19 protein-coding genes and 5 pseudogenes are annotated in these 24,836 nt (G+C 66.1%); 15 read left to right on the top strand and 9 right to left on the bottom strand.

The window, feature by feature from the left end; translation table 11 throughout:
* The first annotated feature begins 409 nt into the window (after positions 1-409).
* Entirely contained in the window at positions 410-2,422 is a 2,013-nt protein-coding gene (locus tag G3I40_RS20560) for a S9 family peptidase (protein WP_164303594.1), read from the top strand.
* A gap of 92 nt (positions 2,423-2,514) precedes the next feature.
* Here G3I40_RS20560 and G3I40_RS20555 read toward each other — a convergent pair whose 3' ends face one another.
* Positions 2,515-2,751 (bottom strand): hypothetical protein, encoded by a 237-nt coding sequence (locus tag G3I40_RS20555; RefSeq protein WP_164303593.1) that lies wholly within the window; start codon positions 2,749-2,751, stop codon positions 2,515-2,517.
* The gene (locus tag G3I40_RS20550; protein ID WP_164303592.1) at positions 2,748-2,990 is read right to left on the bottom strand and encodes a helix-turn-helix domain-containing protein; all 243 of its coding nucleotides are present in this window, start codon (positions 2,988-2,990) and stop codon (positions 2,748-2,750) included. The genes G3I40_RS20555 and G3I40_RS20550 overlap by 4 nt, the downstream gene beginning before the upstream one ends.
* Before the next feature lie 995 nt (positions 2,991-3,985).
* On the opposite strand from G3I40_RS20550, the gene G3I40_RS20545 reads away from it, so the two are divergent.
* From G3I40_RS20545 to G3I40_RS20530, 4 genes are all read left to right on the top strand, one after another.
* The gene (locus tag G3I40_RS20545) at positions 3,986-4,507 is read left to right on the top strand and encodes a hypothetical protein (protein WP_164303591.1); all 522 of its coding nucleotides are present in this window, start codon (positions 3,986-3,988) and stop codon (positions 4,505-4,507) included.
* Positions 4,508-4,567: 60 nt separating this feature from the next.
* A complete protein-coding gene (locus G3I40_RS20540) occupies positions 4,568-5,026 on the top strand; it encodes a hypothetical protein (protein WP_164303590.1) in 459 nt (152 codons plus the stop codon).
* A gap of 323 nt (positions 5,027-5,349) precedes the next feature.
* Positions 5,350-6,267, top strand: coding sequence for an SDR family NAD(P)-dependent oxidoreductase (locus G3I40_RS20535; protein ID WP_164303589.1), 918 nt, complete (start codon positions 5,350-5,352; stop codon positions 6,265-6,267).
* Positions 6,268-6,696: 429 nt separating this feature from the next.
* Positions 6,697-6,900: a hypothetical protein gene (locus tag G3I40_RS20530; protein ID WP_164303588.1), complete on the top strand. Its 204-nt coding sequence runs from the start codon at positions 6,697-6,699 to the stop codon at positions 6,898-6,900.
* Positions 6,901-7,045: 145 nt separating this feature from the next.
* Here G3I40_RS20530 and G3I40_RS20525 read toward each other — a convergent pair whose 3' ends face one another.
* Together G3I40_RS20525 and G3I40_RS20520 are read right to left on the bottom strand one after the other, a co-directional pair.
* A complete protein-coding gene (locus G3I40_RS20525) occupies positions 7,046-7,411 on the bottom strand; it encodes a hypothetical protein (protein ID WP_164303587.1) in 366 nt (121 codons plus the stop codon).
* A complete protein-coding gene (locus tag G3I40_RS20520; RefSeq protein ID WP_203644462.1) occupies positions 7,408-7,671 on the bottom strand; it encodes a hypothetical protein in 264 nt (87 codons plus the stop codon). Before G3I40_RS20520 ends, G3I40_RS20525 begins: the two co-directional genes overlap by 4 nt.
* A gap of 40 nt (positions 7,672-7,711) precedes the next feature.
* On the opposite strand from G3I40_RS20520, the pseudogene G3I40_RS20515 reads away from it, so the two are divergent.
* From G3I40_RS20515 to G3I40_RS20500, 4 genes and pseudogenes are all read left to right on the top strand, one after another.
* Positions 7,712-8,295: pseudogene (locus tag G3I40_RS20515) on the top strand (RHS repeat-associated core domain-containing protein); the annotation flags it as partial.
* 732 nt (positions 8,296-9,027) lie between these two features.
* Positions 9,028-9,634: pseudogene (locus tag G3I40_RS20510) on the top strand (transposase family protein); the annotation flags it as partial.
* A gap of 191 nt (positions 9,635-9,825) precedes the next feature.
* A complete protein-coding gene (locus G3I40_RS20505) occupies positions 9,826-10,785 on the top strand; it encodes a squalene/phytoene synthase family protein (RefSeq protein WP_164303586.1) in 960 nt (319 codons plus the stop codon).
* A 677-nt stretch (positions 10,786-11,462) separates the two neighbouring features.
* Positions 11,463-12,578, top strand: a complete 1,116-nt coding sequence (locus G3I40_RS20500; RefSeq protein ID WP_203644475.1) for an MFS transporter — start codon at positions 11,463-11,465, stop codon at positions 12,576-12,578.
* 660 nt (positions 12,579-13,238) lie between these two features.
* Here the strand turns inward: G3I40_RS20500 and G3I40_RS20490 are convergent.
* The 4 genes and pseudogenes from G3I40_RS20490 to G3I40_RS20470 all read right to left on the bottom strand — a co-directional run bounded on the left by G3I40_RS20490 (position 13,239) and on the right by G3I40_RS20470 (position 16,751).
* Positions 13,239-14,249, bottom strand: a complete 1,011-nt coding sequence (locus G3I40_RS20490) for a YdcF family protein (RefSeq protein WP_164303584.1) — start codon at positions 14,247-14,249, stop codon at positions 13,239-13,241.
* An 82-nt stretch (positions 14,250-14,331) separates the two neighbouring features.
* Positions 14,332-14,784: a hypothetical protein gene (locus tag G3I40_RS20485; protein WP_164303583.1), complete on the bottom strand. Its 453-nt coding sequence runs from the start codon at positions 14,782-14,784 to the stop codon at positions 14,332-14,334.
* Between the two features lie 818 nt (positions 14,785-15,602).
* A pseudogene (locus G3I40_RS20480) lies at positions 15,603-16,203 on the bottom strand (transposase family protein); the annotation flags it as partial.
* Positions 16,204-16,370: 167 nt separating this feature from the next.
* Positions 16,371-16,751, bottom strand: a complete 381-nt coding sequence (locus G3I40_RS20470; RefSeq protein WP_164303582.1) for a transposase — start codon at positions 16,749-16,751, stop codon at positions 16,371-16,373.
* 890 nt (positions 16,752-17,641) lie between these two features.
* On the opposite strand from G3I40_RS20470, the gene G3I40_RS20465 reads away from it, so the two are divergent.
* The 4 genes from G3I40_RS20465 (at position 17,642) to G3I40_RS20450 (ending at position 23,502) form a co-directional block, all read left to right on the top strand.
* Entirely contained in the window at positions 17,642-17,866 is a 225-nt protein-coding gene (locus G3I40_RS20465; protein WP_164303581.1) for a hypothetical protein, read from the top strand.
* A gap of 457 nt (positions 17,867-18,323) precedes the next feature.
* Positions 18,324-18,893 (top strand): hypothetical protein, encoded by a 570-nt coding sequence (locus G3I40_RS20460; protein WP_239091842.1) that lies wholly within the window; start codon positions 18,324-18,326, stop codon positions 18,891-18,893.
* 242 nt (positions 18,894-19,135) lie between these two features.
* The gene (locus tag G3I40_RS20455) at positions 19,136-22,372 is read left to right on the top strand and encodes an RHS repeat-associated core domain-containing protein (protein ID WP_343244971.1); all 3,237 of its coding nucleotides are present in this window, start codon (positions 19,136-19,138) and stop codon (positions 22,370-22,372) included.
* Positions 22,373-23,364: 992 nt separating this feature from the next.
* Complete coding sequence (locus tag G3I40_RS20450; protein ID WP_164303580.1) at positions 23,365-23,502, top strand: hypothetical protein; 138 nt, start codon at positions 23,365-23,367, stop codon at positions 23,500-23,502.
* A 269-nt stretch (positions 23,503-23,771) separates the two neighbouring features.
* On the opposite strand, the pseudogene G3I40_RS20445 reads toward G3I40_RS20450, so the two are convergent.
* Positions 23,772-23,927: pseudogene (locus G3I40_RS20445) on the bottom strand (transposase); the annotation flags it as partial.
* A gap of 395 nt (positions 23,928-24,322) precedes the next feature.
* On the opposite strand from G3I40_RS20445, the gene G3I40_RS20440 reads away from it, so the two are divergent.
* Together G3I40_RS20440 and G3I40_RS20435 are read left to right on the top strand one after the other, a co-directional pair.
* The gene (locus G3I40_RS20440; RefSeq protein WP_164303579.1) at positions 24,323-24,532 is read left to right on the top strand and encodes a hypothetical protein; all 210 of its coding nucleotides are present in this window, start codon (positions 24,323-24,325) and stop codon (positions 24,530-24,532) included.
* Positions 24,529-24,836 (top strand): annotated as a pseudogene (locus G3I40_RS20435) (IS3 family transposase); the annotation flags it as partial. The gene G3I40_RS20440 and the pseudogene G3I40_RS20435, both read left to right, overlap by 4 nt.

Below are 24,836 nucleotides of genomic sequence, written 5' to 3'. Positions count from 1 at the left end.
GGTTAAAGAACGAGCTGAGTATCGTGACCCACTCGATCAGGGCGTGAGACAGGTCGAGTACGGCAGGATTTGGAACCAACAAGGCTTCTGTGTTGCTGAGTTGAGACGTCGAACACCTCCCTCAACGGCGCGGAAGCCCGGTCCGTTGCGCACTCCGAACCCACACCGCCCCGTCGCCCGATCAGTGGCCACTCTGAAATCGCTCAGTCTGCTCGTCCAGGGCGGCAAAGACGTCGTCGATCACCGGGCTGGCCGTGCGCGGGACCTTAGCGTCTCGGTAATGGCGAGAACGAACGGGCGTTACATGCGTGTATGTGCGGTCGGTCATGGAGGAAGGGCTGCTGACGGACGGGCGCCCCACGACATGCTCCCTGGCCGTCCGCATTGTGCACGGGTGACAATCGCCTCCATGATTGAGTCCTCAGGTGGCCCGACCGCCTTCCGTGACCTGTCCGCTTTCGTCGCCTGCCCGCGTGTCAACTCCCTTGCACTGTCCGTCGATGGCACTCGCCTCGTAGCCGCCGTGCAGTCGCTGTCCGGGGACGGGACGCGATTCGTGTCCGGACTGTGGGAGATAGACCCGGCCGGGGAGCGCGACGCGCTGCGGCTGACCCGGTCCGACAAGGGTGAGTCCGGGCCGGTGTTCGGTCCGGACGGGACGCTGTACTTCCTGTCCAGCCGCCCGGCGGACGGTGACGGCGAGGAAGACGAGGGTGCCGCTCTGTGGGCGCTGCCGCCGCGCGGGGAGGCCGTCGTCGTGGCCCGGCATCCCGGCGGAATCGCCGGGGTCACCGTCGCCCGTGACTCCGGCGCGCTGTGCCACACCGCGGAGTTGCTTCCGGGTGCCGCCAACGCCGAGGAGCACGGCAAGCTGCGCGCGGCGCGAAAGGACGCCAAGGTCACCGCAATCCTGTATGAGACCGGGCCGACCCGTGCATGGGACCGCGACCTCGGCCCGGCGGAGCCGCACACATTCGTCCGTGCCGGTGCCAACGCGGAGCCAGTCCACGCCGGCGGGCAGGGGATCGGACTCGAGGACCCGGGGGACGCGGCCCTGTCGCCGGACGGCACACGGGTGGCATACCGCCGGTTCGTGCCCGGCCGGGTCCCGGACGAGCACCGCACCTCCGTGGTGGTGGCCGACGCGGTGAGCGGGGAGGAGATCCACGTCGTCGGCGATCAGGAGCACCTCTACGAGGGGCCGCGGTTCACACACGACGGCTCGGCCATCGTGTGCAGCCGGATGCGCTATCCCACGTACAACGACCCCTGGGAAGCGACTCTCGTCCGCATCAATCTGGCCGACGGCGCGATGCGGGACCTACTGCCCGGATACGACAACTGGCCCGGTAGCGTCGTCTGTTCACCGCTGGACGACACACTGTTCTTCACGTCCGATGAGCAGGGGCACGCGCCTGTCTTCCGGCGCGACCCGGACGGCAGCGTCACCCGCCTGACCGCTTCCGGCGCGTACAGCTCGCTGACCGTGGCCCCCGATGGGCGGACGCTCTACGCCCTGCGCCACGCGGTCGACGCGCCGCCGACACCCGTCCGGATCGACGCCAACGTCGCCGACCAGACGCCGGCCGGGCTGCCGGCCCCGGGTAGTGTCGGCCAGCTGCCCGGCACACTCACCGAGGTGCACACGGAGGCGGACGACGGATTCCCGCTGCGCGGTTGGCTCGTACTGCCCGAAGGCGCGACCGCCGAGCAGCCCGCTCCGCTGCTCGTCGCGGTCCACGGCGGACCGCAGTCCAGCTGGAACGGATGGACCTGGCGGTGGAATCCGTGGCCCTTCGCCGCCCGCGGCTATGCGGTGTTGCTGCCGGATCCAGCCCTGTCGACCGGCTACGGGCAGATCAACCACCGGCGCGGCTGGGGGCAGTGGGGCGGACGCCCGTACACGGATGTGATCGCGCTGACTGATGTGACCGAGGCCCGCCACGACATCGATGCCTCACGCATGGCCCTCGCCGGCGGCTCGTACGGCGGATACATGGCGAACCGGGTCGCCACCAGCACGGACCGGTTCAAGGCCATCATTAGCCATGCGGGACTGTGGGACCTGCGGATGTTTCAGGGCGACACCGATGTGCCCTGGTACTTCCAGCGGATCTTCGGTGACCCGTTGACCCGCCCCGAGCGCTACGAGGCCGACTCCCCGCACCTGGACGCCGCCAAGATCCGCACCCCGATGCTGGTCATCCACGGCGCCAAGGACTATCGCGTGCCCGTCGGGCAGGGCGCCACCCTCTTCCAGGAACTGCAGCGGCACGAAGTCCCCGCGAAGTACCTCTACTTCCCGGACGAGAACCACTGGATCCTGAAGCCGAACCACGCGCGCCTGTGGTACGAGACCTGCCTCAACTTCCTCGACCATCACGTCCTCGGCACCGAATGGCAGCAACCCGGCCTGCTGTGACCAGGCAGAGCCCGGAAGCCATCGTTCTACCGATTCGCGTCACCAGCATGCGCGGGAGCTGGACTTGAACCGGTAAGACGTCGAGAAGAGGCTCAGGTGGACAGTGCGCCGTCGCCCGCAGGTGGAGGAGTAGGCCACTCTCGGAGTGGCCATTCGCGGTCGCTGCCCCACCCGGTGAGGAGGAGGTGGGCTCCGGCGTTGTCCTCGTGGTCCTTGTGCGGCTTGTCGAACTTCCCGTCGGCAGTGTCGGCGTCGTTCCACCACCCTTCGAGGACCGGTTTCCGGTCGATGCTCAGGGCGACGTGGTAGCGGCCGGAGAGTGTGGTCATAGCTCTTCGCCGAAGTATGGGCAGCGGCGCCCCGGCCGGTAGCCGCGCGTGGGCAGTTCGAGGCCGCGGGCGCGCATGCGCTTCAGCTGAAGACTGATTGTGGAGGGGTCGACGCCGACTGACTCGGTGAGGTCCCTGACGGTGGGTTCGTCGCCTTGCTCGATCATCCAGGTGCGGTGCGCGCGCTCGATTGCTGCTTGCCGGACGGCGGCGGGTTTCCAGTGTTGCGTGCGGGCCATGGCTCCCACCTCTGTTGTTGTGGTCAGGTCTCTTTTTAGATAGACCACGCGTTCGATTAGGGAAGCAAGGTGGCGCGCTAACAGCCGACGGAGTGAGCCCTGTCTGTCCTGTGACAGTGAACTGTGAGTGCGTGCCATCGAAGTCCGATGACTGCCGAGTCGTGCCACCGGCGATTGACCGTAGGGTGGATCGATGTTCGATCGCCTTGAGATCAGAGTGCTGCCCGCGGGTCCGCGATTTGCCGCACAGGTGCGGTTCTGGGTCAACGGGGAGGACGTGGTGCATGGCGCCGTGAACGGAGTCGTTGGCGACGGCGGCCGCGGGCCCTTGGTCGAGGACGCGTTCCCTGCCGGCCTCCCCAGCCCTCTGCGTGCCACGGGCCAGGCGCGGCGCCTGTTCTTCGGTGAACCCGAATGTACGGCTGGCTGTTGCGGCGGTCTCACTGCCGTCGTGCAACGAACGGTAGGCACCGTGTCCTGGGCGGACTGGAAGGCTCCGCGCGACGAGACCCCGCCGCGCGACTTTCACTTCGAGGCCACCCGGTACGACGCCGAACTGGCTCGGACAGAGGCTGCCCGATCTTGCCGAACGGGCTGACGCAGTCACTCAAACTTCGATGGCAGACTCGAGGTTCGCTGTCACAGGACACTGTCCTCTGTCATCGGACCTTGACCGATTGCCACTGAAGTTTGAGTGATCATCTCTGCCCACCCGTCGGCGTAGGGCGCAACAGGTCCCGAGGCAGGGGCGCAGCGTGAGTAGGGCTACGCAAGCGCACCACGCCCGAGGGGGGGGGCTATGCCTGGCTGGTCCATCCTCTGCCGGAGAAGCAGAGATTCATCAGGCGCCGACTTCTTGATGATGATCATGCGCACTGGCCGCAGATTTGGCGTGCCCAGGAACAGCGACTGTCACAGGTCAGCCACAGGAGCACCCATCCACCCCACCATTCAGAGATGATGCGCCGTCAGCACATCACCCGTGGGGGGGGACCATGAACCACCGCATCGCCGCTGCCCTGCTCGCCGCCGCGGCACTCGCACTCACCGCCTGCACGGCCGACAGCGGCAGTGAGAGCAAGCCCAAGCAGAATGCCACGCCGGTCTCTCCGCAGCCCAGCGTTGAGATGGGAACCGCAAAGGTGTCCAGCACACCGCCGCAGATCGCGGGGCTCACAGCCAAGCAGGCTTCCGTCGAACTCGCCGATGCAACCGGCGTGACCACACTCGGCAATCCAGCCGACAACACGACCTCCTGCTCCAACAAGGCCGCGGGCAAGAAGGCGAGCACCAACGACTGCTCGCAGCTCATCACCACGGACACGGTGTCGATCTACGAATACAAGACGCCGAAGGCCGCCGCCCACTGGGTCGACGCCATGAAGGCGAACGGTGACTGGCGGCAGGTCGACAGGTTCGCGCTCGCGTGGACGGCGCGGGACCAGAAAATGACGAGCAAGGAGCGACGCGTCGAGCTGGTCGTCGCGCTGAAGAAGGCGATCGCGAAGCAACGCTGATCGCCGCACGCTACGGGCCCGGTCGCGGACGGCGCGGCCGGGCCTTCGTATGTCGACGAGGTGGTCGAGGCGTTTCAGGTTGTCGGCCAGACGAAGGTCAGCGATTGCCCGCGCGTCCACGCGATCTTCTCGCCTACGTGGAAGATCGAGGTTCATCACCGCGGGGTGGCCTCTTCACTGCCTGCCGTTACGGCATACGTGAGCCAAGCCGCGGGGCTGTTCTGCATCGCAGCCGACGCCGTCCACGGTCCCCAGGTCGGACACGACGGATTCCCGCTGGTCGGAAGGGACCTGTCGGAACTGGAGAGTGACGAAGTCGCGCACGCCGAGGCAGTGGACGGTCACTTTCGCTACACGCCCGAGGGCTATGCAGGACCGGATGATCCCGGGGTCGTCATACGCGGGCAACGCGTCGGACAGGTCCTGCGATCGCGCCCGTTGTTCATGGTCACGCGCGACGGCGCGAATTCCGAATGGGACTCGATGCCTTCCGAGGAGTACCACCACGGTCAGTCATGACCTGACCTGGTGTGACTCGTGATGAGCCGTGAAGGATGTTGCTGACCCCTCGTTGGCTGGGGCCACGCGAGACCGGAAGCCGGGGCCGCGGCCAGTCGGAAGGCAGACCCCCAGACACGACGACATGGAGCCACCTGAAGCCGGAAAAGTGGGACCAGACCAGACCGTCAACGCCAACCCACTCCGTGGTGCTGCCTGCGGTCGGCTTTGGGTGCGCTCGCCGTTGTCGGCCGGATGTCGGCGGCGTGTCGGCGGCTGGCGGCATCGTGGACGCTGGGTTGTTCGGCCGAACAGCCGCTGTCACGCCTCACGGGAGCTTCGTCATGCCTCAGACCGTCTGCGCCACCGACCGCGTGTATCTGGTCACGGGTGGCAATGCGGGCATCGGGTATTTCACCGCCGAGCAGCTGGCCGGTACCGGCGCCACAGTGGTGCTCGGCAGCCGGAGTGCGCCGCGGGCCGACGCTGCCATGGCCGCGATCCGCGCGCGGGTGCCGGGGGCGCGGGTGAGGTCAGTGGGCTTGGACCTCGCTGATCTGGGCTCGTTGCAGGCGACGGTGGATTCTTTGGAGGTGGGGCGCCTTGACGCGGTGGTTCACAATGCCGGTGTCTTCCTCGAGGGAACGGAGCCCAAGCGGACAGGCGACGGCAACGAGATGCACTTCGGCACCAACCACCTCGGGCACTTCGCGCTGACCTATTGGCTGATGCCGCTGCTGGAGGCCGCGCAGGACGCTCGCATCGTGACGGTCGGCAGCTTCGCTGCCAAATCAGAGCGCCTGGATCTGGACGATCTGCAGTCCCGCACGGATTACCAGGCCAAGCGCACCTACGCCCGGTCAAAGCTGGCTCAGATGTACTTCGGCCTGGAACTCGACCGGCGGCTGCGTGCCGCGGGCAGTACGGTGTCGAGCGTCGTCGTCCACCCCGGCGGTGCGCTGGAGTCACTCACCCCGTCGCGACCACCCGTCCACGTACGGAAGGCCGGGACGGCGCTGCGCATGGCGCCCGTCGGCCTCGTGCTCCAGGGCAAGCACGCCGGCGCCCGGCCCGCGGTCCGGGCCGTGCTCGACCCACGGATCGCCGGCGGTGAGCTGTGGGGGCCGCGCGTCTTCGGCCTGCGTGGCCGACCGCACCGCGAGCGTCTGTGGACTCAGCTGACGGACACCGAAACAGCGCAACGACTGTGGCAGGCGAGCGCGGACCTGACCGGTGTCGCGCCCACCGCCGCCCGCCGGTAGCCTCGCGCCCCAGAGCGCCGGTATATGGGGAAAAGTCCGCTACGGCGCTGAGTCACCGGGCTCGAGGCGGTGCCCTCTCGCGGACGGCAGGCCGGCAGGGAGAAGGGCGAGTTCGTCTACGCGAACGGCTCCCCTGCGGAGCTTTCCCGTGTAGGCACGATGGCCAACCCGTGAGGATGGGATGATCACGGGAACGCGCGTGCTCGCCGGCGCCAGGGCGCGGTCAGGAAATCCAGCGCCTCACCAGCGGTACACGCCAGCCGCTTGCCGCGCACTGGTCCCAGGCGCAGTCGCAGGTGTCTACGGGTTCAGGTGGCACCGTGAGGGACGGCCCTGGTCATCCGCTGCCTTCACGCCGTTCCGTACCATCCACCGGTGATAACACGTCTTTTCTCCACGCCGCGCCGCCGAGTCACAGCCGTGCTTACAGTGATCGCCGCCGTCGTCGCGTTCGGATCGTGGTCGCTGTGGCCGGTCTACGACTCGTCGTGCGTTGTCTACTCCGGGGTCTACATCCCCATGAATACGCCGAAGGCCGAAACCGACGCCGCCGTGCAGCGGGCTTACGACAGGGCCCTGGCCGCCGGCGCGTGCGGTACCAAGCGGGCGCGTTTCCACAACTGGACTCATTGAGGTCAATCCTGACGTCACCGTGAGTGGTCGTCAGGGGCCTATCGGCTCCAGGTTCCTGCGGCTTCGGTAAGCGGGGGGTGGCTGTCTTGTCGTGGTAGCCGAGTGCGTTGTGTTCGCCTGCTCAGCGCAAATCAACACGCGAGGATCAGCTGGTCCAGGTCTTGATCTGAGCGGCGACCTCGCGCACGGGGAGCCCGTTCCGGGCGGCGCGGGCCAGCGGGAGAACGGTGTCCAGGCCGGGGCTTACCGGAAGCCCGCACGCCGAGAGATAGGCCGCGGTCACCGTGGCTGCGAACAGCAGGTTCCTCATCTGCAGGCTCGGGTTTCTTGCCAGCTCGCACAGCAGCGCCGCGGCCTTGTGATGGGGTTCGGGGTAGACCTCTTGGTCGAGGATCTCCGCCCGATGACGTGCTTCCGCGGCGACGGGGACCCCGTAGTCGACGACTTGGGGATCCCCCGGAATCTGCTGCGCCACTGCCAGGATCCACGCAAGGTCGATACGGAGATTCACGCGGCGTCCCTCGGGGCCCTCTCCGCGGCGTTGCCGGGGAGAGCGGGGTAGCGGTCCTCGCCGACTTCCGCCTCGAACGCGTCCGTGTACGCCGCCAGGAAGGACGCGGCGCCGGCCATGAAGGCCGCACGCGACTGGTTCACGTCGGCCTCGATCAGGTCGGCCACGTACCCCTGCAGGCTAAGGCCGCGGCGCTTCGCCCGGTCCTCGGCCGCTGCTTTGACGGCCTCGTCCAGGCGGATGTTCGTCTGCTTACCCATGCCAGCACTCTAGCTATATCCCGGTACCAGTGCATAGCTGGGATTTGTGCGCGAGCCCGGGGGCACACTGAATCCCATGACCCGCAGCGGGAAGGCGTACTACTACCCACCGACGCGTTCGGCTCCGTCATCGGCGGCACCGACGAGACCGGTGCGAAGGTCACCACGTACGCCTACAGTCCCCGCGGCGTCACCCGCGCTACGACCAGCGAACAGGTCACCCAGCCCTACCAGTTCGCCGGCGGCTTCCACGGCCCCAGCGGCCTCTCCCACTACGCGGCCCGCTACTACGACCCCAGCATCGGCCGCTTTACCCATCCCGACCCCTCCGGCCAGGAACAAAACCCCTACCTTTACGCCGCAGGCGACCCCGTCAACCGCATTGACCCCACCGAGCTGCTCAACAAGAGCGTGAAAGCAGTAGGAATGGCCGTAGAGGCTGTCGGCGGAGCAGCCGCAAGCGGGGGAGGGGCGGCAGCCACTTTCGTTACGATCGGTGGGAGATTCGCCCTCGCGAACGTGAATGACGAGTGCCCTCACTGGGTGAAAACCGGTGCCGCATCCGACGAGTTCATAGACTGCGGCCCGAACAGCGGATACAGCCTCGTAAAAAGGATTTTCTAGTGAATTCTCGAGCATGGGTCATGCTGGCAGCGATGTGCATCTTCCTTCTGCTCCTAGGATTCTCGATAGTTGACGGCGACGTTACCTACACCGTTGTCAGCAGTATTGGAGCGTTGCTCCTGCTTGGGGGCTTGTTGCGCGTAGACAGGTCTCCGTAGGCAGGTCAGGGGGGCAATCGGCCGTTCACGGTGCCTACGTCGCGGCACGGCAGCACCCACGCTCACCCGTTGAGGCCGCACCGCTTTCAGCGGTGCGGCCTCAACAAGACACGGCACCATCAGCGCATGCCCAACTGGTCGAGGCCTGTGCGTGAGTGGGTGAGGACGCTACCTCCCGGTTGATCTCGGCTTAAGTGGCGAGTCCGGAAAGGCCGTCAAGAGTCTCTTCGGGTGACCTCGGGAATAGGTCGGCTGAATAGCGTGAGAGGAGTTTCATGCCCCAGAGGCGAGAGACGGTTCGGCGGCGGCGAAATGCCAGCATTATCGGAGCGATATTTAACTCGCTGGGTGCCCTCATTGCGGGTCTTGTAATGAGGGTGGAAGCTTCGAGTCTTCCTCTCTTTGCAATGGCCGGACTGCTCATGGGTGGTGTACTGGGATTCTTGTTCCCTTCTACTGTTGTCGGAGAGAAGGACGACAGGGGTGCGTAAAGTTGTCATACTGCACGTCAGCCGAATTTGCTAAAGGGCATTGGACAAGGTCGCGATGTGGGCATCTCCGTTGTATGGCTGGGGCCGTGTACTACCGCACGAACCTGACCATGCGGCAGCTCGGCCCGCTGTTCGGGATCTCGTCCTCGACGGTGTGCCGGGTTATCCAGAGGCTGGGCCCGCTGCTCGCGTTGGAGGCCGGTGACGCGGCCGGCCGATGCGGCGGACCGGCTGTGGATCGTGGACTGCGCCCTGGTACCCGTCCGTGACCGCAAGGTCAGCTCGTCCTCACGCAACTACCGGTTCTCGGCGAATGTGCAGGTCATCGTGGATGCCGATACCCGCCTCGTGATCGCCGCCGCCCAGCCGCTCCCGGGCACCACCGCGCACGCGCACGCCTGGCGGGCGTCCGGGCCTGCCGCGCACTGCCAGGGAGTGACCGTGCTGGCCGACGGCGCCTACCTGAACTGCGGCATGGTCACCCCACATCGCAAACGCCCCCGACGCGAGCTGATGCCAGGCGAAGAGGCCGACAACGACGCCCACCGCACGGTCCGCGCGCGGGTGGAGCATGTGATCGGTCGGCTGAAGAACTACAAGAACCTCCGCGACTGCCGGCAACACGGCAACGGCTTCCACCACGCTGTCCAGGCGGTCGCCCAGACGCACAACCACGCCCTCGCAGCATGACCAGAGGACCGCGCCAACCGGCTCCGACCTGCCCGAACACAGCCGTGTACAACACCCTTTAGGCAGGCTTGTGCCTGGACCTCCCGCCTTGAAGAGCTGTGCGTCCACGCGTGCCTGTTCGGGGCCGCAGGTCGCGCACCGTCCGCCCGCTGGCAGCCCGCACAACCCGTCGCACCTCCTAGGATTTTGTGATGCCCACCTGGAAGAAGACGCTGCGCACTGCCGGAATCAGGCGCGCCGACCTGGCCGCGGACTACTCCCGTCAGCGCGATCTCGTGAGGTCCTTCGCGAAGAAGGAATACCTGGCGGTACGGCTCCTGCTGGCGCCCGCTCTGCATCCACAGGTCATCGCCGCCGTAGCCTTCATGCACGCCACCGACAATCTCATCGACACCGGGGCGGTCGCCGACCGCAAGACCGCGCTGGCGCAATGGGCAGACGCCACCCGTGCTGCGCTCGACGAGCCGGTGGCCGGCACCGACGCCACCCTCCGGACGCTCGCCGACACCGTCGCTCGCCATCCCGGCCTGCGACCGCGAGTTGAGGCCTTCCTCGACGGCGCGCACTTGGACGTCGACTACGCGGGGTTCCGCACCGAAAAGGAGCTGCAGGAGTACGTCACGGGTTACTCGCTGCCCGCCTTCATGCTCATGGCCGGCTTCGTCGCTCCTGCCGGTGCACACGCCGATCAGTCCGCATTCGAAGCCCGATGCCGAGCACTCATCGAGTCGATGCAGCGCTTGGACTGGCTCGACGATCTCGCAGAGGATGCGGCCGGCGGCGTCGTCGGCATCCCCCAGCAGGACCTCGACCGGCATCAGCTGACCGTGAACGGCATCGTCCAGCCCACGGCCGATGTACGACGCTCGCTGGCCGCGCTCGTGCAGGAGCAGACCGCCCTGGCACAGGATCAGCTGCGCGTGGCCGACCAGCTTCCCCAGCTCGTCGCCCCTGCGACGCGCCCCTTTGTCGCGGCGCTGTGCCGTATGCAGCATCTCAAGCTGGACGCAGTGCAGCAGGCGGGTGGCAACCTGGTGGACGGAGGCGCCGATGTGTCCCTGCCAGCCATTATGAAGACACTGATCCAGCAGTACCGGGCCGCACGGCGAAACCGGACAGAGACGAAGGTCCACGCAGTCCTGGACCGGTAGACCACATTGGGCGGCAGGAGCGCGGCTACGGGCCCAGGTTCGTTCGTGGCGGCTCAACTGCTTTCGCCAGGACCGTAGTCGGTTCGCGGTGGCGTAACTGTCGAGCTGGAGAGCGCGGATGTCGCTCCTCGGGCATGGCATACGGCAGCTGGAACGTCAGACGGCCCGGCGACCGCCGAGGCCATCGGCATCTCGCGGGAGTGGGTCCGCCAGCTGCAGCAAGCGGACCGACACCGCACAGACACGGCGGGCCGCAGCCGAGGAATAGGCCCACTGGCCGTCGCCCGGTACGGCCAGGACCAGACTCGCGCAGGGCCGCGATCCTCTTGCTGGCGCTGTCCGGCTGAGGGTCGGGGCGGCAGCCGCTGTGCAGAGCGGCCACTACTGGCGGGAGGGGGTTATTCCGACCGTGCACTGTTCCCTTTCTTCTCCAGCTTGTTGGCGTTCTTGAGTGGGGCAGTTTCGAACCCAGGAGTGGGCGGCTTCGAAGCCAACGCTCGATCATTTGAGCGTCCCCACATGACAGAAAAATTCGGTTGCGGCGGGACATGTGAGCCCGGTGAGGTGCATTTATGGACGGTGCCACGGAACAGGCTCAACGGACGAGCTCAGGACGAGACCGAAGGGTCACGCCGCGACCGGCTCCATGGCACAGGTTGGCAGTGCTCGTAGCGCTGATGCTGGCTGCGTTCACCTTCAACACTGCGGAGAATCTGCCGGTCGGCCTTCTGGAGCTCATCTCCGAAAGCCTGCGAGTGTCCGTGTCAGCGGTCGGTCTCTTGGTCACCGGTTATGGCGTGACGGTGGCAGTGGCGTCTTTGCCGCTGGCCCACGCCGTGCGGGCCGTGCCCCGACGCCATGTGCTCACGGGGCTACTGGCCGCGCTGGTGGTGTCCAGCCTCGTTGCGGCGTCGGCCACCTCCTATTGGCTGCTCCTTGTGGCGCGGCTGCTGACCGCGCTCGCTCAGGCGCTGTTCTGGGCTGTGATGGGCCCTGTCGCGGTGGGCCTGTTCGTGCGTGCGGTCCGCGGACGTGTAGTCGGGGCGCTGTCCGTTGCCGGTTCGCTCGCCCTCGTGCTCGGTGTTCCCGCTGGTACCTGGCTTGGCCAGCAGAGCAACTGGAAGGTGCCAGTCGCCATGCTGGCGGCTCTGGGGCTCATCTCCCTCGTGACGATCGCCGTTCTGCTGCCGAGCTCACGCCCGGAAGAAGAGCCCGCCGCCTACGGAACCAGTCCCGACACCCGCAGGTTCGGGATCGTGCTGGCGGCAGGAACCCTGTCCGCGACTGGGGCGTTCGCGGGATATACCTACATCGTGAAGTTCCTGGGCGACGTGAGCGGGTTCTCCTCGAGCGCGGTCAGCGCCCTGTTCGTGGTTTTCGGTGTTGCCTGTCTGGCCGGGGTGAGCATCACCGGGGCGGTGCTGGACCGCTTCGCGCAGTCCGCGCTGACCACTGCCGTGGCCACACAGGCGGTGGGCATGCTCGGCCTGTACGCGGCAGGCACCCATCCGGTGGCGGCGGTGGTGTTCCTGGCGCTGATGGGCGGTGCACTCGGGCCGGTGTTCATGACCACCCAGAACGAGATGCTGCATTGCGCGCCGGGCCGCACCGATATGGCGCTTGCGGCGAACTCCGGCGCTTACAACGCCGGCATCGCGGTGGGCGCCGCGGTCGGGGGACTGGTCCTGCCGCTCGCCGGCGTGCGTGGCACCTTCCTTGCTGGCGGGTTGCTGACCGTCGGGGCCTGCACGGTGCTACTCGGCGGGCGACTCCTGCCTGGACGCGATGGTTAGAACACGTCCTTGGCTGCACCGTCGGCTTCGGTGAAGGGAGCCAGTGTCAGCTCGGGGTGGGCGGCGTGGAAGGCGGCGAAGGGTTCGGTGCCCATCATGTCGGGCTCGGTGCGGGCCAGGGTGGCCTCGGGGTCGCGGGTGCCGACGACGACCTGGTGGCCGAGGCCGGAGAGACGGCCCGTGTGCTGGTGGGCGCCAGCGCCGGTACCGAGTGATTGACGTCGGTGCTAACGGGCCGGTACCCGGCCTGCTGCTGGGGCGACGTCGGCTTCGCGGCGCGACGACGCTCTCTTCGCGGTGACCCGGCATGGCGACGCCCTGCACCGGTGTCCGGGCACCGAGGGGAACGAGCTCTGGATGGTGAACGGCCATGCCGGGGGAGTGGCCGACATCGTGTTCCGGCCTGTAGGCGCCTTTCCCCGCCGTGATTGCGCCGGGCCTCGTATGTCGGCCGGTCGTTCGCGGCGTTCGCGGACGGGTGGCTGACGGTCCACATGCCCGGGGTGGTTTCGTGTGGTCCGTTCGGTGTGGTGTCCCGCTGTCCCGGTGACAGGCAGCGGGTCCGAGCCGGCCGGTCCCGAGCTCGAACTCTCACCGGTGCGCCGGGGTCGGGTCGGCGCCGTCCGGTATCGACCTGAACGCGCACCGATGCGCCGGGACTTATAGGCCCATTCCCAGCACCACGGCGAGGGCCACCAGCAGTACACACAGGACGGCGTTTGTCCTGCGGTGCTCCCAGAACACGGCGACGAACTCCCGGATCGTGGCGCTGGGCCAGAAATAGGAAGCGGTGGGAGATCCCAGGACCTGTCCGCGCACCCCCTCCCGGCGGGCGGTCATGGCCGCGCGGAACGCATGGAAGTTGTTGGTGACTACGACGCACACGTACCGTTCGTCGGCCTCCTCCATCATCGCGCGGCTGAAGCGCAGGTTCTGCGATGTCGTACGGGACCGCGGCTCCTCGAGGACGAGTGCGGGGTCAGCTCCCTGGTCGATCAGCCAACGGCCCATCGCCCGGGCCTCCGGGAGCTGTTCGTCCGGTCCCTGGCCGCCGGAGACCAGCAGCACCGGAGGCTTCGCGCCCCGCGCCGCCTGCTGTGCGTGGATCGTCAGCCCGGCCCGCAGCCGGGAGGCGAGCAGCGGCGGCACGCGCTCACCGCCGATGAGCCCCGAACCCAGCATCACTACGAAGTCCACGTCGCCCCGTACCCGGATACGCCCGTACAGGAAGGCGTATCCGAGGAAGCACAGGAAGAGGAACGCGAGGTAACCCGTGACGAACACGACGGCCAGGATGAAAGCCCGGTAGCCCTTCGAGTCGCCCACGTAGTCGGCCGTCATCACCAGAATGAGGACGGCGAAGATGCCGGTCCCGGCCAGCCCTGAGAGAAGGTTCGCCGGTCTGCGGCCCTCTTTGCGGACCATGGTGAGACCGTTGGCGACGAGGAAGCCGCCGAGAACGATGACGGCGAGTACCGGCACGAGGAAGACCAGCGAGTACACCGGCACGGCCAGCCGGTGCGGCAGGCGGTCCACCTGAGTGAGCAGAGCGAGCGAGAGGCTCAGCACGGTCAGGCCGAGCAGCACGGCGTTGCGGAACTGGCGGCGGTCCTGGCGGACGCCCCAGCAGAACCAGAGCAGAAGAACGGCCGGCGGAGCGAATGCGAGCACGGAGAACCTCAGGGGGCGTGGGCCGCGCGAGTGTCAACGCGGGGCGGGACCGGTGGGGCGGGAGCGGCAGCGCAGACGGGGACTACTCCTCCGTCCCGTGGTTCTTTGCCACCCAGTCCTTGTTCGTCTGCCAGGCATACAAGGTGTTGCTGTCCAGCGAGACGTAGTAGGAGCCACAGCGTCCCTTCGCGGTATCGTCGGCGTCCGCGGGGAACCATGAGGCGCTGATCTCGGGCGGCGGGGCGGTCCTGCCGCCGAGCGGCTGACACTGCGCGGGCAGGCGGCTCTCGCCAAGCGTCGCTTTGAGGATGCGTTCGCCTCCGGTGGTCCTCATCGCGTAGGTCACCGACGTGGCGTCGTCCGGGAGCCACCGGGGAACACTCTCCCGCTGCTCCTTCGCCTCCTTGCCCGAGGCGTAGGTGGACGTCTGCTCATGGCGCCCGTCATACCAGTGCTCGGCCGCGGGCACGGCGACCGCCGCCGCGACTCCGACCACTGCCACGGCCCCCAGGACGCCAATCAAAACGCCACGCATGTTCTCTCCTGTTCACATGCGTCCCCGTCTACTGTCACGCGGGGACGTCGATCTCTTCGTACTCACATTCTTTCGCTCCTAAATCCGGATATCGTCATTCTTCACGGCATTTAGCTGTACGCCTTCGGTCGCACTCACCCCTAGGGGGTGGGGTCAAATGCTGATCTTGCGTGGTGGACCATGATCAGGTGATACGTCGTCATGAACTGTCCGATACAGAGGGGAGTTCGCCCGGCCGCTGCTGCCCGCCTCCCGCCTCATTGCGGGGGCGTAAGCGGTTGGATGACCGTAAACCTCTACGCCTACGCCGCCGGGGACCCCGTTAACCGCGCCGACCTCAGCGGACTACTCTCACCGGGCGAAGGCCTCGGCCTGGCAGGGACCGTAGTCGGACTTGTCGCCCTGGCCTCGGTATCGGTGCCCGCGGCAATCGGAGCGGCCGCAGTGGGCACTGGCTTGAGTGTTGCGGGTTCCATCGCATCGGGAATTCTGCAGGGGAAACCGCAGCGGTCGGACTCCTGGAACTAGGGACGGGTGGCGTCGGAGCCGCGACAAAGCTGGCTGGTATAGGGGGAAAACAGACCTGGGGGTTGACCTCGAGTACACCGCATTGGGTTACTTCGACGGTGCAGGAATAACGGGCGGATGGCTCTGAAAGGTGAAAGCAAGTGGACCTAGCAGTAGTGGGCATTGGGATCGGGGACAACACAGCAGCCACCGTCATCCTCGGAGCGATAGTCATGGTGGTGGCGTTCGCCCTGCTCTACTGGCGCCTCAAGCGTGAAAAGAAGTAGAGAGACATTCTGACTGAACCTCTTTCATCCTGAGTAGTCGCATGTCAGGAGCGTGTGGATGGCTTGGGCGGTGCGGCTGATGCGGCGGGGGAGGAGCGTGCTCTGCGCATGATGCGCCAGGACTTGAGTTGGGCGAAGGCCCGTTCGCCGGGAGCTCGGAGTCGGGCGTGGTCACGGTTGAACTGCTGGTAGTGCTCGGGCTGTTCGCTGTGGTGGTAGTACGGTGTGCGGAAGGTGGCGCCGGCGCTCTTGTAGGCGCGGTCCGCGAGGACGAGGATCTGCCTGGTCAGGCAGGCCTGGACGATGCCGTGGGCGCGGGCGGAGGCCAGGTCGTGTGTGCGGCCGGGTGTCGCGCGGGAGAACCGCAACGGTGTGCCGTCCGGGCGGGGGATGACCTACACGTTCATGCCGTGCTTCTTGTTCTTCTGTGAGCAGTACGGCTGATCGGCGCGGACGCGGTCGGTGGGGATCAGCGTGCCGTCAACAATGACGTGGTCGCCGTCACCGAGGCCGGTAAGGGCTTCGTGGAGGCCCGGGGCCCAGGAACCAGCACCTCCAGGGCCTCGTCCACGTAGCGCCAGGCGGTGGCCTGCGATATCGAGAACCCGGCGCCGAGTTGGGCGAATGCGGGAGATGACAGGCGGGATCCGGCGCTTGCGCAGTTCGCCTCGGTTCGGGTTGGAGCCGTGGCGACGGGCGGGATCCCATCCACCAGAGCAAGGGTCTGGGTGACGTCGTTCACGTTGGCTGCGGTCGTGATGACCTTCAGCGGTGTGCCGCGTCCGTCGCAGATCAGGTGATGTTTGCTGCCCGTCTTCCGCCGGTCGACCGGCGACGGACCGATGTCGGGTCCCCCTTTTTCGTGCGGACGTGTGAACCATCCACGCACGCGCGTGACCAGTCGAGTTCGCCGGCCACGTTCAGCTTGGCGAGCAGGAGCTGGTGCAGCCGGTCGAAGACCCCTGCCTGCTGCCACCGGTCCAGGCGGCGCCAGCATGTCTGTCCCGAGCCGAAACCCTTCTCCAGGGGCAGGAGTTGCCAGGCTATGTCGTTGTAGAGAACGAAGTGGATGCCCTGGAGACAGAGCCGGTCCGATACTGGCCGCGGCGCCGGCGACCGCTCCGGCCATGGCGGAAGCAACGGCTCGATCTGCGCCCACAACTCGTCGTCCACGATCCACGGTCGAGTACCCACACCATCACGAACGGCCGAATCGTCACACCGGTAACGCCCCACCAACCTGTTTCAGCAAGATCCTGTTACGAGCTCTTTGAGCGTGAAAGGTTGAGATTACCGGGAAACGCAGAGACCCAGGTCATGGACCTGGGTCTCTGCGTTTCCTGCCGCGTTTATGCGGTTCCGAATTCCCAGCCACTGCAACGGAGTCTGGTGGCCCCCTCGTAGACGCAGGAACGAATTGCTATCCGAGTACCCTCAGTGTAGTTGTGCGTCTTGTAGGCCGATTCCCCTGCGCCCGAACTGACCTGCATCTTCCAGTCATAATGATTGGGATCCGTGGAGAACGGGGATGCGTCCACCTGCAACACCGCAGAATGCCCATCGGTGCAGACGTCGTACGCGTAGAAAAGGTCACCATTGTTGGTGAAGCTTCCCTCCGCGGCAACATGGAGAAGTGCTGGGCAGTCAGGATGCGTCACGCTCACAGACACGCTCTCGCCCGCACTCGCCGGCCCCATGGAGAGCGCCAACGCAGCTATGCTGAGAATTCCGGTGACAATGAGATTTCGCGTTTTCATTTCCCCCCGCATGTTTTATGTCTCGTGTAGGCAGGTTGCCGTGGAAGGCAGTCCCGTATTTCAGGATGCTCTATCGGCTCTTTGGGTTTTGCCGGGCCGGGAGGCCGGGCGCTGAGGAGCATGCCGCATGACACTTGCAATCTTCTTGTAGGCAGGTTGCAACGGGCTGTCATGGTGTTGCCTGAACGGAAACCCCCGTCTCAAAGCGCCCCTGTACTCGCCCCAAAACCCCCTCACCAGCCTCGCCGATTTCTGGCCGTTCACCTGCGCATGCCCAACTTGTCCCGTGCCGTACGTCGTTGGTGGGTGAGCTTGCCTGCGCGCCTACGTACGTTCGCGATCCGTAGCCCCACACATCCCCGGATCGACCAGGACAGTGTTCGCGCGGATGGTCTCGCACGCCGAAACGGCGGGCCCGGCAAGGCGGACCGGGAGCTCCTCGGCATGCTGGCGTGGCACGTCCAGGTGCCCTTCGCGGGCGTGGACACACCGACGGTCACGGCCCTGCGCATCGGGCTGCTCACCGGCTGACGGAACAGGTGGCGGTGCTCTCGCGAGAGAAAGCGCTTGTCAAATGGGTTTCGGTGAGCGGCTCATGCCTGACGCCATTTTCGTTGCGTCCTCAACTCTCCCCAGGACGTGGCAAAACGGACAGCATACCGGGACAAGAGCGCCATAAGCATGGTCTACACCTGGCTCGAATGGCGCGGTTGAATAACCACTCGCGCACTTCGAGCAGCGCAAACAATCGTTTTCAGTCATGTTTTGCCGGTACTTGACGGGCCTGTGACCGGCTTCCGTCGACATGCGGGCCGGTGACACGTGCGTTCCTGTCTGGAACCTGTGATGCGGAGGGGCTTGTTCTGGCCCGTGTGGTGCAGATGTTCGAGGGCACAACCATCGGCTTGTGTAGGTCCCGTGACAGGTTGTGGGCTCCTCGTGACCGCAGGGGTCTGCGAGGTCTGTCTTCCTGTGGGGGGAAGTCTTGATGCGACGCACCAACGGTGCGCGGATTTCGCGCGCCCAGAAGAATCTGAGAACGCTGGCCTGTGCGGCCGCCGCGTCGGGGGCGTTCGCCCTGACGCTGGCCGCAGCGGGCACGGCATCCGCCGGTACGGGGCCCGTCCCCGCTCCCGGCGCGAAGCCGCCGGCCTCGAGCGCTCCTTCGGAGGCCGGAAACCCTGCCACCGCAGCGGCGACGGCGGCCGGCGTGTGCTCCGACGCCTACCAGATCGGCACGACGGCCTATGCCTACCGGGGCACCGAGACGATCGCCTCGGTGAAGCAGTTCTACTCGCCGAAGTGCAAGCAGAACTACGGCTACGTGTGGGTGTGGAAGTCGTTCCTGGACAAGAAGATCAAGTTCGACCTCCAGGTCGGTGTCTGGAACTACGACCGTGAGGTGCTGCAAGGAGAGCGCCGCGTCTATGACTCGTTGTCCCAGGAGTTCTGGGGCAACGGCGCCGACTCGGTCGACGACTGCACCTCCGGCGACGGCAAACTGACCATCGCCGACGAGGAGGGCGCTTACAGCGGCAGGTCGTCCAAGCGCTGCTGACCCGACGTCGGCGCGGGCGACTGCCCCGCGCCGGCTTCCACGACGGGACCTCGCGGCCCTCTGCGCCGTGACCCATACCTGATGTGCGCGGGTGGCAGCCGCCCACCGGCCGCCACCCGCCGGGTCCCGCTCCTCAACCACATGGCCCGTGAAGCCTGTTGATCCAAGGAGAGTTCCTCGTGCACTCTGTCATGCCCGAAAACCGGCGAGCCAGACGTGGCAAACGCTCTGCCGCCGCGGCAGTGGTCGCCGCCGCAGCCGGGACGGCGCTGCTCGCTGCCCTGATCCCGGCCCAGGCGTCGGCCGCGCCCGCCGCCGACCGACCCGCCTCGCCCCGGCTCACCGCGTCGCCCGTGGGACAGACCAAGGCCCCGAAGAGTACCCCGATCGGGATTCCGGGCAAGGACCGCAAGCTGGTCCAGGAAGGCATCCTCCAGTCCACGTTCCAGGGGTTGGGCACCGGCCAGGTCCCCTGGTCGGAGTTCTTCGCGGCGCCGCTGTCGGACTCGGTCGGCGCGCAGGTCAACTACGGCAACGGGAACCTGCTGGTCTCCGCGAACGCCTTCGACATCGCCGACGCCGGCCCCGGCCTGTCCTTCGGTCTCGCCTACAACGGGCTGAACACCAGCTGGAAGGCGACCACCGGCAGCGACTACCTGATCCACGAGCCGAACCCCACGTCGGTCTATGTGCAGGGTCCGTCCGGCACGATCGCCGTGTTCGAGCGCGACGGCTCCAAGTTCACCCCGGCCCCCGGCTACAAGCAGGACCTCACGCAGTCCTCGGACAAGAAGTCGTTCACGCTGACCTCGCGCAAGAACGGGCAGAAGACGACCTTCACCCGCTCGGGCACGACCGGTGACGCGCGCGTGAGCAAGGTCGAGGACAAGAACGGCAACGCCACCACGATCAGCTACTCCGGCGCGTTCACCTCGAAGATCACTTCCGCGTCGGGCCGCACTCTGAACTTCGGGAATGACGGCAAGCAGATCACCAAGGTCACCGACAACACCGGCCGCTACGCGTCGTACACGTGGTCGGGCAACGACCTCAAGACGTTCACCGACACCGACGGCAAGACCACGGCCTTCGAGTACGACACCTCGCACCGGATGACGAAGGTGACCACGCCGGAGGGCCGCGAGACGCGGTTCACCTGGAACACCAACCTTCTCGCGTCGATCACCCGGGTCGTCGACAAGACCGCCGGCACCGGCGCCACCACGGCCTTCCGCTACATCCTGCCGCAGCCCGGCAGCGAGGGCGAAGGCGTGGTCCGTGTCACCGACCCGCGGGGCAAGAACACCGAGAAGACGGTCGACGCCCGCTGGCGCCTGAAGAAGACCACCGATCCTCTCGGCCGCGAGCGCTCCAAGTCGTGGGGGCCGGACAACAACGTCACCAGCGCTGTCGACGGCATGGGCACAGGCTCCACCGCGGGCAACACCGTCAAGTTCGACTACGACGACTCCTTCAACCCCAAGACCGCCACCCAGCCCACCGGGGCGCAGTCGACCGCGGCCTGGACCCAGAAGTCCGGCGGCCATTACCCCGAGACGCTGACCTCCGCGAGCGGTGACAAGGTCACCAACGGCTACGACACTTCCGGCAACATGATGTCGCAGACCGACACCACCTCCGGTTCCGACGGCGCGAAGTGGACCTACGACTACAACCCGAAGTCCGGCGCCATGGACTGCGAAGGCCTGCCCGGCCAGCGCTGTGCGGCCACCGACCCCGAGGGCAACAAGACGTCGTTCACCTACGACCCCAAGGGCAATCTGGCCAAGGTCGACCGCCCCTCCGCGCAGGAGGACATCACCTACACCTACGACGCCCTGGGCCGTACCGACACCGTTACCGACGGCCGCGGCATCAAGACGGTCTACACCTACGACAAGCGCGACCGCCTCAAGACGCAGACCAGCGACGGCAAGACCACGACGTTCGTCTACGACGCCGACGGCAACATCAAGACCCGCACCTCGCCCACCGGCACGAGCACGTACACCTATGACGAGCAGAGCCGCGAGCGCACCCGCAGCCTGCCGGCGGGCGGCGCGAGCTCGGTGACCTACGACGCGGCCGGCAACGTCAAGACCGCCACCGACGCGGGCGGCACCCTCACCTACGACTACAACGACGCCAACCAACTCACCACCCTCACCCAGCCCGGCGGCGCCAAGACCACCTACGACTATGACAAGAACGGCGACCGCACCACCACCACGTACCCGGGCGGCACGGTGCAGAAGACGGACTACGACAAGTCCAGCCGCGCCCAGAAGATCGAGGTCAAGAACGGCTCCACCGTTCTGTCCACGATCTCCTACGACTACAACAAGTCCGGCAAGGACTCCGACAAGATCAACAAGCGCACCGTCGACGGCGCCGCCACCGCCTACACCTACGACTCCAAGGGCCGCCTGACCAAGGCCGTGGAGACCAAGGACAGTGCCACGACCGCGGGTTGGGCCTACTGCTACGACAAGGCCGGCAACATGACCGGCCGCTCCACCGGCACCAGCCTCCCCGCGTGCGCCGACACCCAGTCCGCCCGCGAGTACAACAACGCGAACGAACTCACCTCGCTGGGCGGCAACACCGGTTTCACCTACGACGGCGACGGCAACGAGACCTCCGCCGCTTCGCCCACCGGCACCCGCTCGGGCGGCCAGTGGACGCCGTACGCCCAGCTGTCCGCGCTGACGGCTTCCGGGACGGCCTCCACGTACGGCTACGCCGGCGTCGACAACAACGACCGACTCACTCGGGGCAGTTCGACCTTCACCAATGCCGCGACCGGCATGACCCGTGAGGGCACGACCGGTTTCGTCCGGGAAGCCTCGGGCACGCTGACAGCCATGACGAGCGGCGGGGCGAGCCAGTACTACCTCACCGATGTCCAGGGCAGCGTCATCGGCCTGGTCGACGCGAGCGGCAAGCGCACGGCGACCTACAGCTATGGCCCCTACGGCGAAGCCCGCACCACCAGCGGTACGAACCAGCCCTACCGCTATACCGGCACCTATCTGGACCCGTCCGGCCTCTACAAGATGGGCGCTCGCTACTACGACCCCCAACTCGGCCGCTTCTCCCAGCCCGACCCCTCCGGCAAGGAAAGCAACCTGTACTCCTACGCGGCTGGAGACCCCGTCAACCGCATCGACCCGAGCGGAAATTGGTCCGTTGAGGGCGCGATGAAGGGAATGTTGGATGGTGCCGGGAAGGTCACGGGAATCTATTCCCTCGGGAAGGCGGCTGTTGCCGCCCAGGATGGTGACTGGGGCCAGGTTGCGGCCATTGCGGCTGGTGAGGCCGTTTCTTTCATGGCTGAAGACGCCTGCGTTGCAGGGGCTGCGCTTGCGGGTGCTCCGACCATGGGAGCAGGCGCCTTTGTTGTAGGCGCAGCCTGCTTCACAGGGGCTGAGTACATTGGTAACGAAGTCGAGAGTTCTGCAACTGACGCCTGGTCGTAGGCGTAGTGCGCAGCAGAGGAGAGCTATGAAGCAGTTCGGACAGATTCCGCTCGCGAATAGCGGACGGCTCATGCCCGACGGGAACGCGGGGTTGATCATTTTCCTGGTGGCGATAGCAGTCGTCATCGCGATGATCATTTATGGGCGTTCGACGCGTAAGCGGAGGCGCTGACTCATAGAGCCTCCTCTGACTTGCTCCGGCGCGCGACAATAGCGCTGGGCCAGTAGTGCAATGCCGTGAAGCTCCTCGCGGACGAGTGCTCACCAGACCACTCACCTGCGAGGGGCTTCACGGCGTTTGCTCGCCAGTTATCGCCGAGCGGCACGATCGCGCCGTGTCATACCTACACCTCGCCTCGTACAGATAGATGGAGCCGTTAGTAGGGCCGCCAACTCGACCGCTTCGCCCAGCCCGACCCCTCCGGCAAGGAATCCAACCTCTACGCCTACGCAGTCGGCGCCCCCATCAACCCCATGGACCCGAGGGCGATTCTCCCGGACAGATTGCGGCTACGGGCATTCTTAGCGCAGCTGGCGGAGGAGTTGGAACTACAATGGCAGCCGCCGAAGTTGGGTGCACGGCAGCAAAAATTACTGACATTGGCTACCAAGCCGTTTGTGCCGGTGGTGCGGCGATCGGTGATTGAGACTGGACGTAATCGTCCGCAAATCGGAAGGAGTGCCGTGAATGGTTTCTGGCCTACAGGAGCAATAATGCTCACCCTGGTTGTGGTGATCAGTGCATTCTCCTGGTCCAGGTACGAAAAAAGGATCAAGATGATAAAGAAGTAGAACGCCGAACGGACTTGCCGGTTCCCCCTGGCGTGAGGGGTCGGGCTCGGACAGAATTCTTTTCCAGGATCGACGGTTGGGGAGAGGGGCTGTCGAAGGCTGGGACGGCGCTCGGTGTCGCTTCGAGGTCTATTACGGCTGGCATCGCCTTGACTGCAGGCGCGGTAATCAGCAGTCTCTGGCTCTGAAAAGGGGACAGAATGACGATCACCCTCCTGGTGATGGGTACAGGAGTCAAAGGAAGCCCCTTGGCCACGGCACTCATTTTCGTCGTAGTTGTTGCCGTCGCCGTCTGGGCGTTTTTCCGGGATCAGAAACGGAGGAAGAACAAAGACTGACGATGGTCGAGACGGGGGCCCCAAGTTATGGTCGGGCCCCTATCGCGAACCGAGAGCGCTTAATCGGCTACTCCGAGCGCGAAAACGACACTAACCACAGCCAGCAGTAGGCCGCCGCCTGTGAATCGAGACATCGTCTTAGCTTGTCGTTTAACCTCGGCTCTCGATGAGGCGGGCGAGTGATTCTGTGGGCCAGCAGAGCCACTGCAGAACTGGGTTGGTGACCACGAAGTAGTGGGCGCTGACCCGACCTCGCTCCTTGTCCAGGAAGGAAGGTCCCGCCAGGGAAGGCCGGTCTGCTGCCGGAACAGGATCCCGTTGATCACACGACGGTGGCATTGCCAGCGTCCACCCCGCCCACGATTCCTTGGCAAGTGCGGCTCCAACAGGGCCCACTCTTCATCCGAAAGATCTCCCCGCCCCATGACCCACGGAACGAGCCCCAGCGGCAGCGTCACACGACCCATCGGACACGTTCTAGGTGGCTCTGACAAGATTTTCGTAGGCGGAGATCATCTCGGTGAGATGACCGACCGGTTCGCAGAGCGTCGGCGAATGTGGGTCACCAGGACGACGCGGTGGCGGGGGAGCGGGGCGCCAGCACGCCCGGCCATGATCCGTTTCTGAAGCTTGACGTCGGTGAAGCGGCCTTTGTTGACCTTGGAGTTGTAAGGGGTGGTGATGCCCTGCGCTACGACGTTCCGGTGTTCTGCAGAGCTCCGGCGAGTGGGGCCAGTCCGATGTTCGCGAGGTCGTTCAGGAACCCGGGACAGGGTCAGGTCAAGATGTCACCCGATCGTGCATCAGACCCGTCGAGCAGGTGGCCGCCGATTTCGGCGTCCACGCGATGACGCTGTGGAAGTGGATGCGCCGCGCGGATATCGACGACGGGACCAGGCCCGGAACGACCAGCCAGGAGAGTACGGAACTCCGCGAAGCACGTCGGCGGATCAAGCTGCTGGAGCAGGAGAACGAGGTCCTGCGCCGGGCCGCTGCCTACCTGTCCCAGGCGAACCTGCCGGGAAAATGATCTACCCGCTCGTGAAAGAGCTGGCCGCAGGCGGGGTGCCCGTCACGGTGACGTGCCGGGTCCTGAAGCTCGCCAGACAGCCCTACTACCGATGGCTTGAACGGCCGGTTACCGACGCCGAGTTCGCACAGGCCGCCCGGGCTAACGCTCTGTTCGACGCCCACCGCGAGGACCCTGAGTTCGGCTACCGGTTCCTGGCCGACGAGGCCCGCGCCATGGGATCTGGCATGGCCGACCGGACCGCGTGGCGGATCTGCCGCGACAACCGCTGGTGGAGCGTGTTCGGCAAGAAACGCGGCAAGAG

It is taken from the genome of Streptomyces sp. SID14478, from assembly GCF_010548525.1.
GTDB lineage: Bacteria > Actinomycetota > Actinomycetes > Streptomycetales > Streptomycetaceae > Streptomyces.
The sequence above is the reverse complement of the archived record's forward strand: the minus strand, read 5'-3'. Positions and strand labels throughout refer to the sequence as shown.

Excerpts from the sequence above, each read along its gene's own strand:
- G3I40_RS20545 (WP_164303591.1), top strand. The coding sequence starts at position 3,986 with ATGAACCACCGCATCGCCGCTGCCCTGCTCGCCGCCGCGGCACTCGCA.
- G3I40_RS20555 (WP_164303593.1), bottom strand. The coding sequence starts at position 2,751 with ATGACCACACTCTCCGGCCGCTACCACGTCGCCCTGAGCATCGACCGG.
- G3I40_RS20505 (WP_164303586.1), top strand. The coding sequence starts at position 9,826 with ATGCCCACCTGGAAGAAGACGCTGCGCACTGCCGGAATCAGGCGCGCC.
- G3I40_RS20485 (WP_164303583.1), bottom strand. The coding sequence starts at position 14,784 with ATGCGTGGCGTTTTGATTGGCGTCCTGGGGGCCGTGGCAGTGGTCGGA.
- G3I40_RS20500 (WP_203644475.1), top strand. The coding sequence starts at position 11,463 with ATGCTGGCTGCGTTCACCTTCAACACTGCGGAGAATCTGCCGGTCGGC.
- G3I40_RS20460 (WP_239091842.1), top strand. The coding sequence starts at position 18,324 with ATGCGACGCACCAACGGTGCGCGGATTTCGCGCGCCCAGAAGAATCTG.
- G3I40_RS20520 (WP_203644462.1), bottom strand. The coding sequence starts at position 7,671 with ATGGGTAAGCAGACGAACATCCGCCTGGACGAGGCCGTCAAAGCAGCG.
- G3I40_RS20535 (WP_164303589.1), top strand. The coding sequence starts at position 5,350 with ATGCCTCAGACCGTCTGCGCCACCGACCGCGTGTATCTGGTCACGGGT.
- G3I40_RS20550 (WP_164303592.1), bottom strand. The coding sequence starts at position 2,990 with ATGGCCCGCACGCAACACTGGAAACCCGCCGCCGTCCGGCAAGCAGCA.
- G3I40_RS20450 (WP_164303580.1), top strand. The coding sequence starts at position 23,365 with ATGACGATCACCCTCCTGGTGATGGGTACAGGAGTCAAAGGAAGCCCC.
- G3I40_RS20560 (WP_164303594.1), top strand. The coding sequence starts at position 410 with ATGATTGAGTCCTCAGGTGGCCCGACCGCCTTCCGTGACCTGTCCGCT.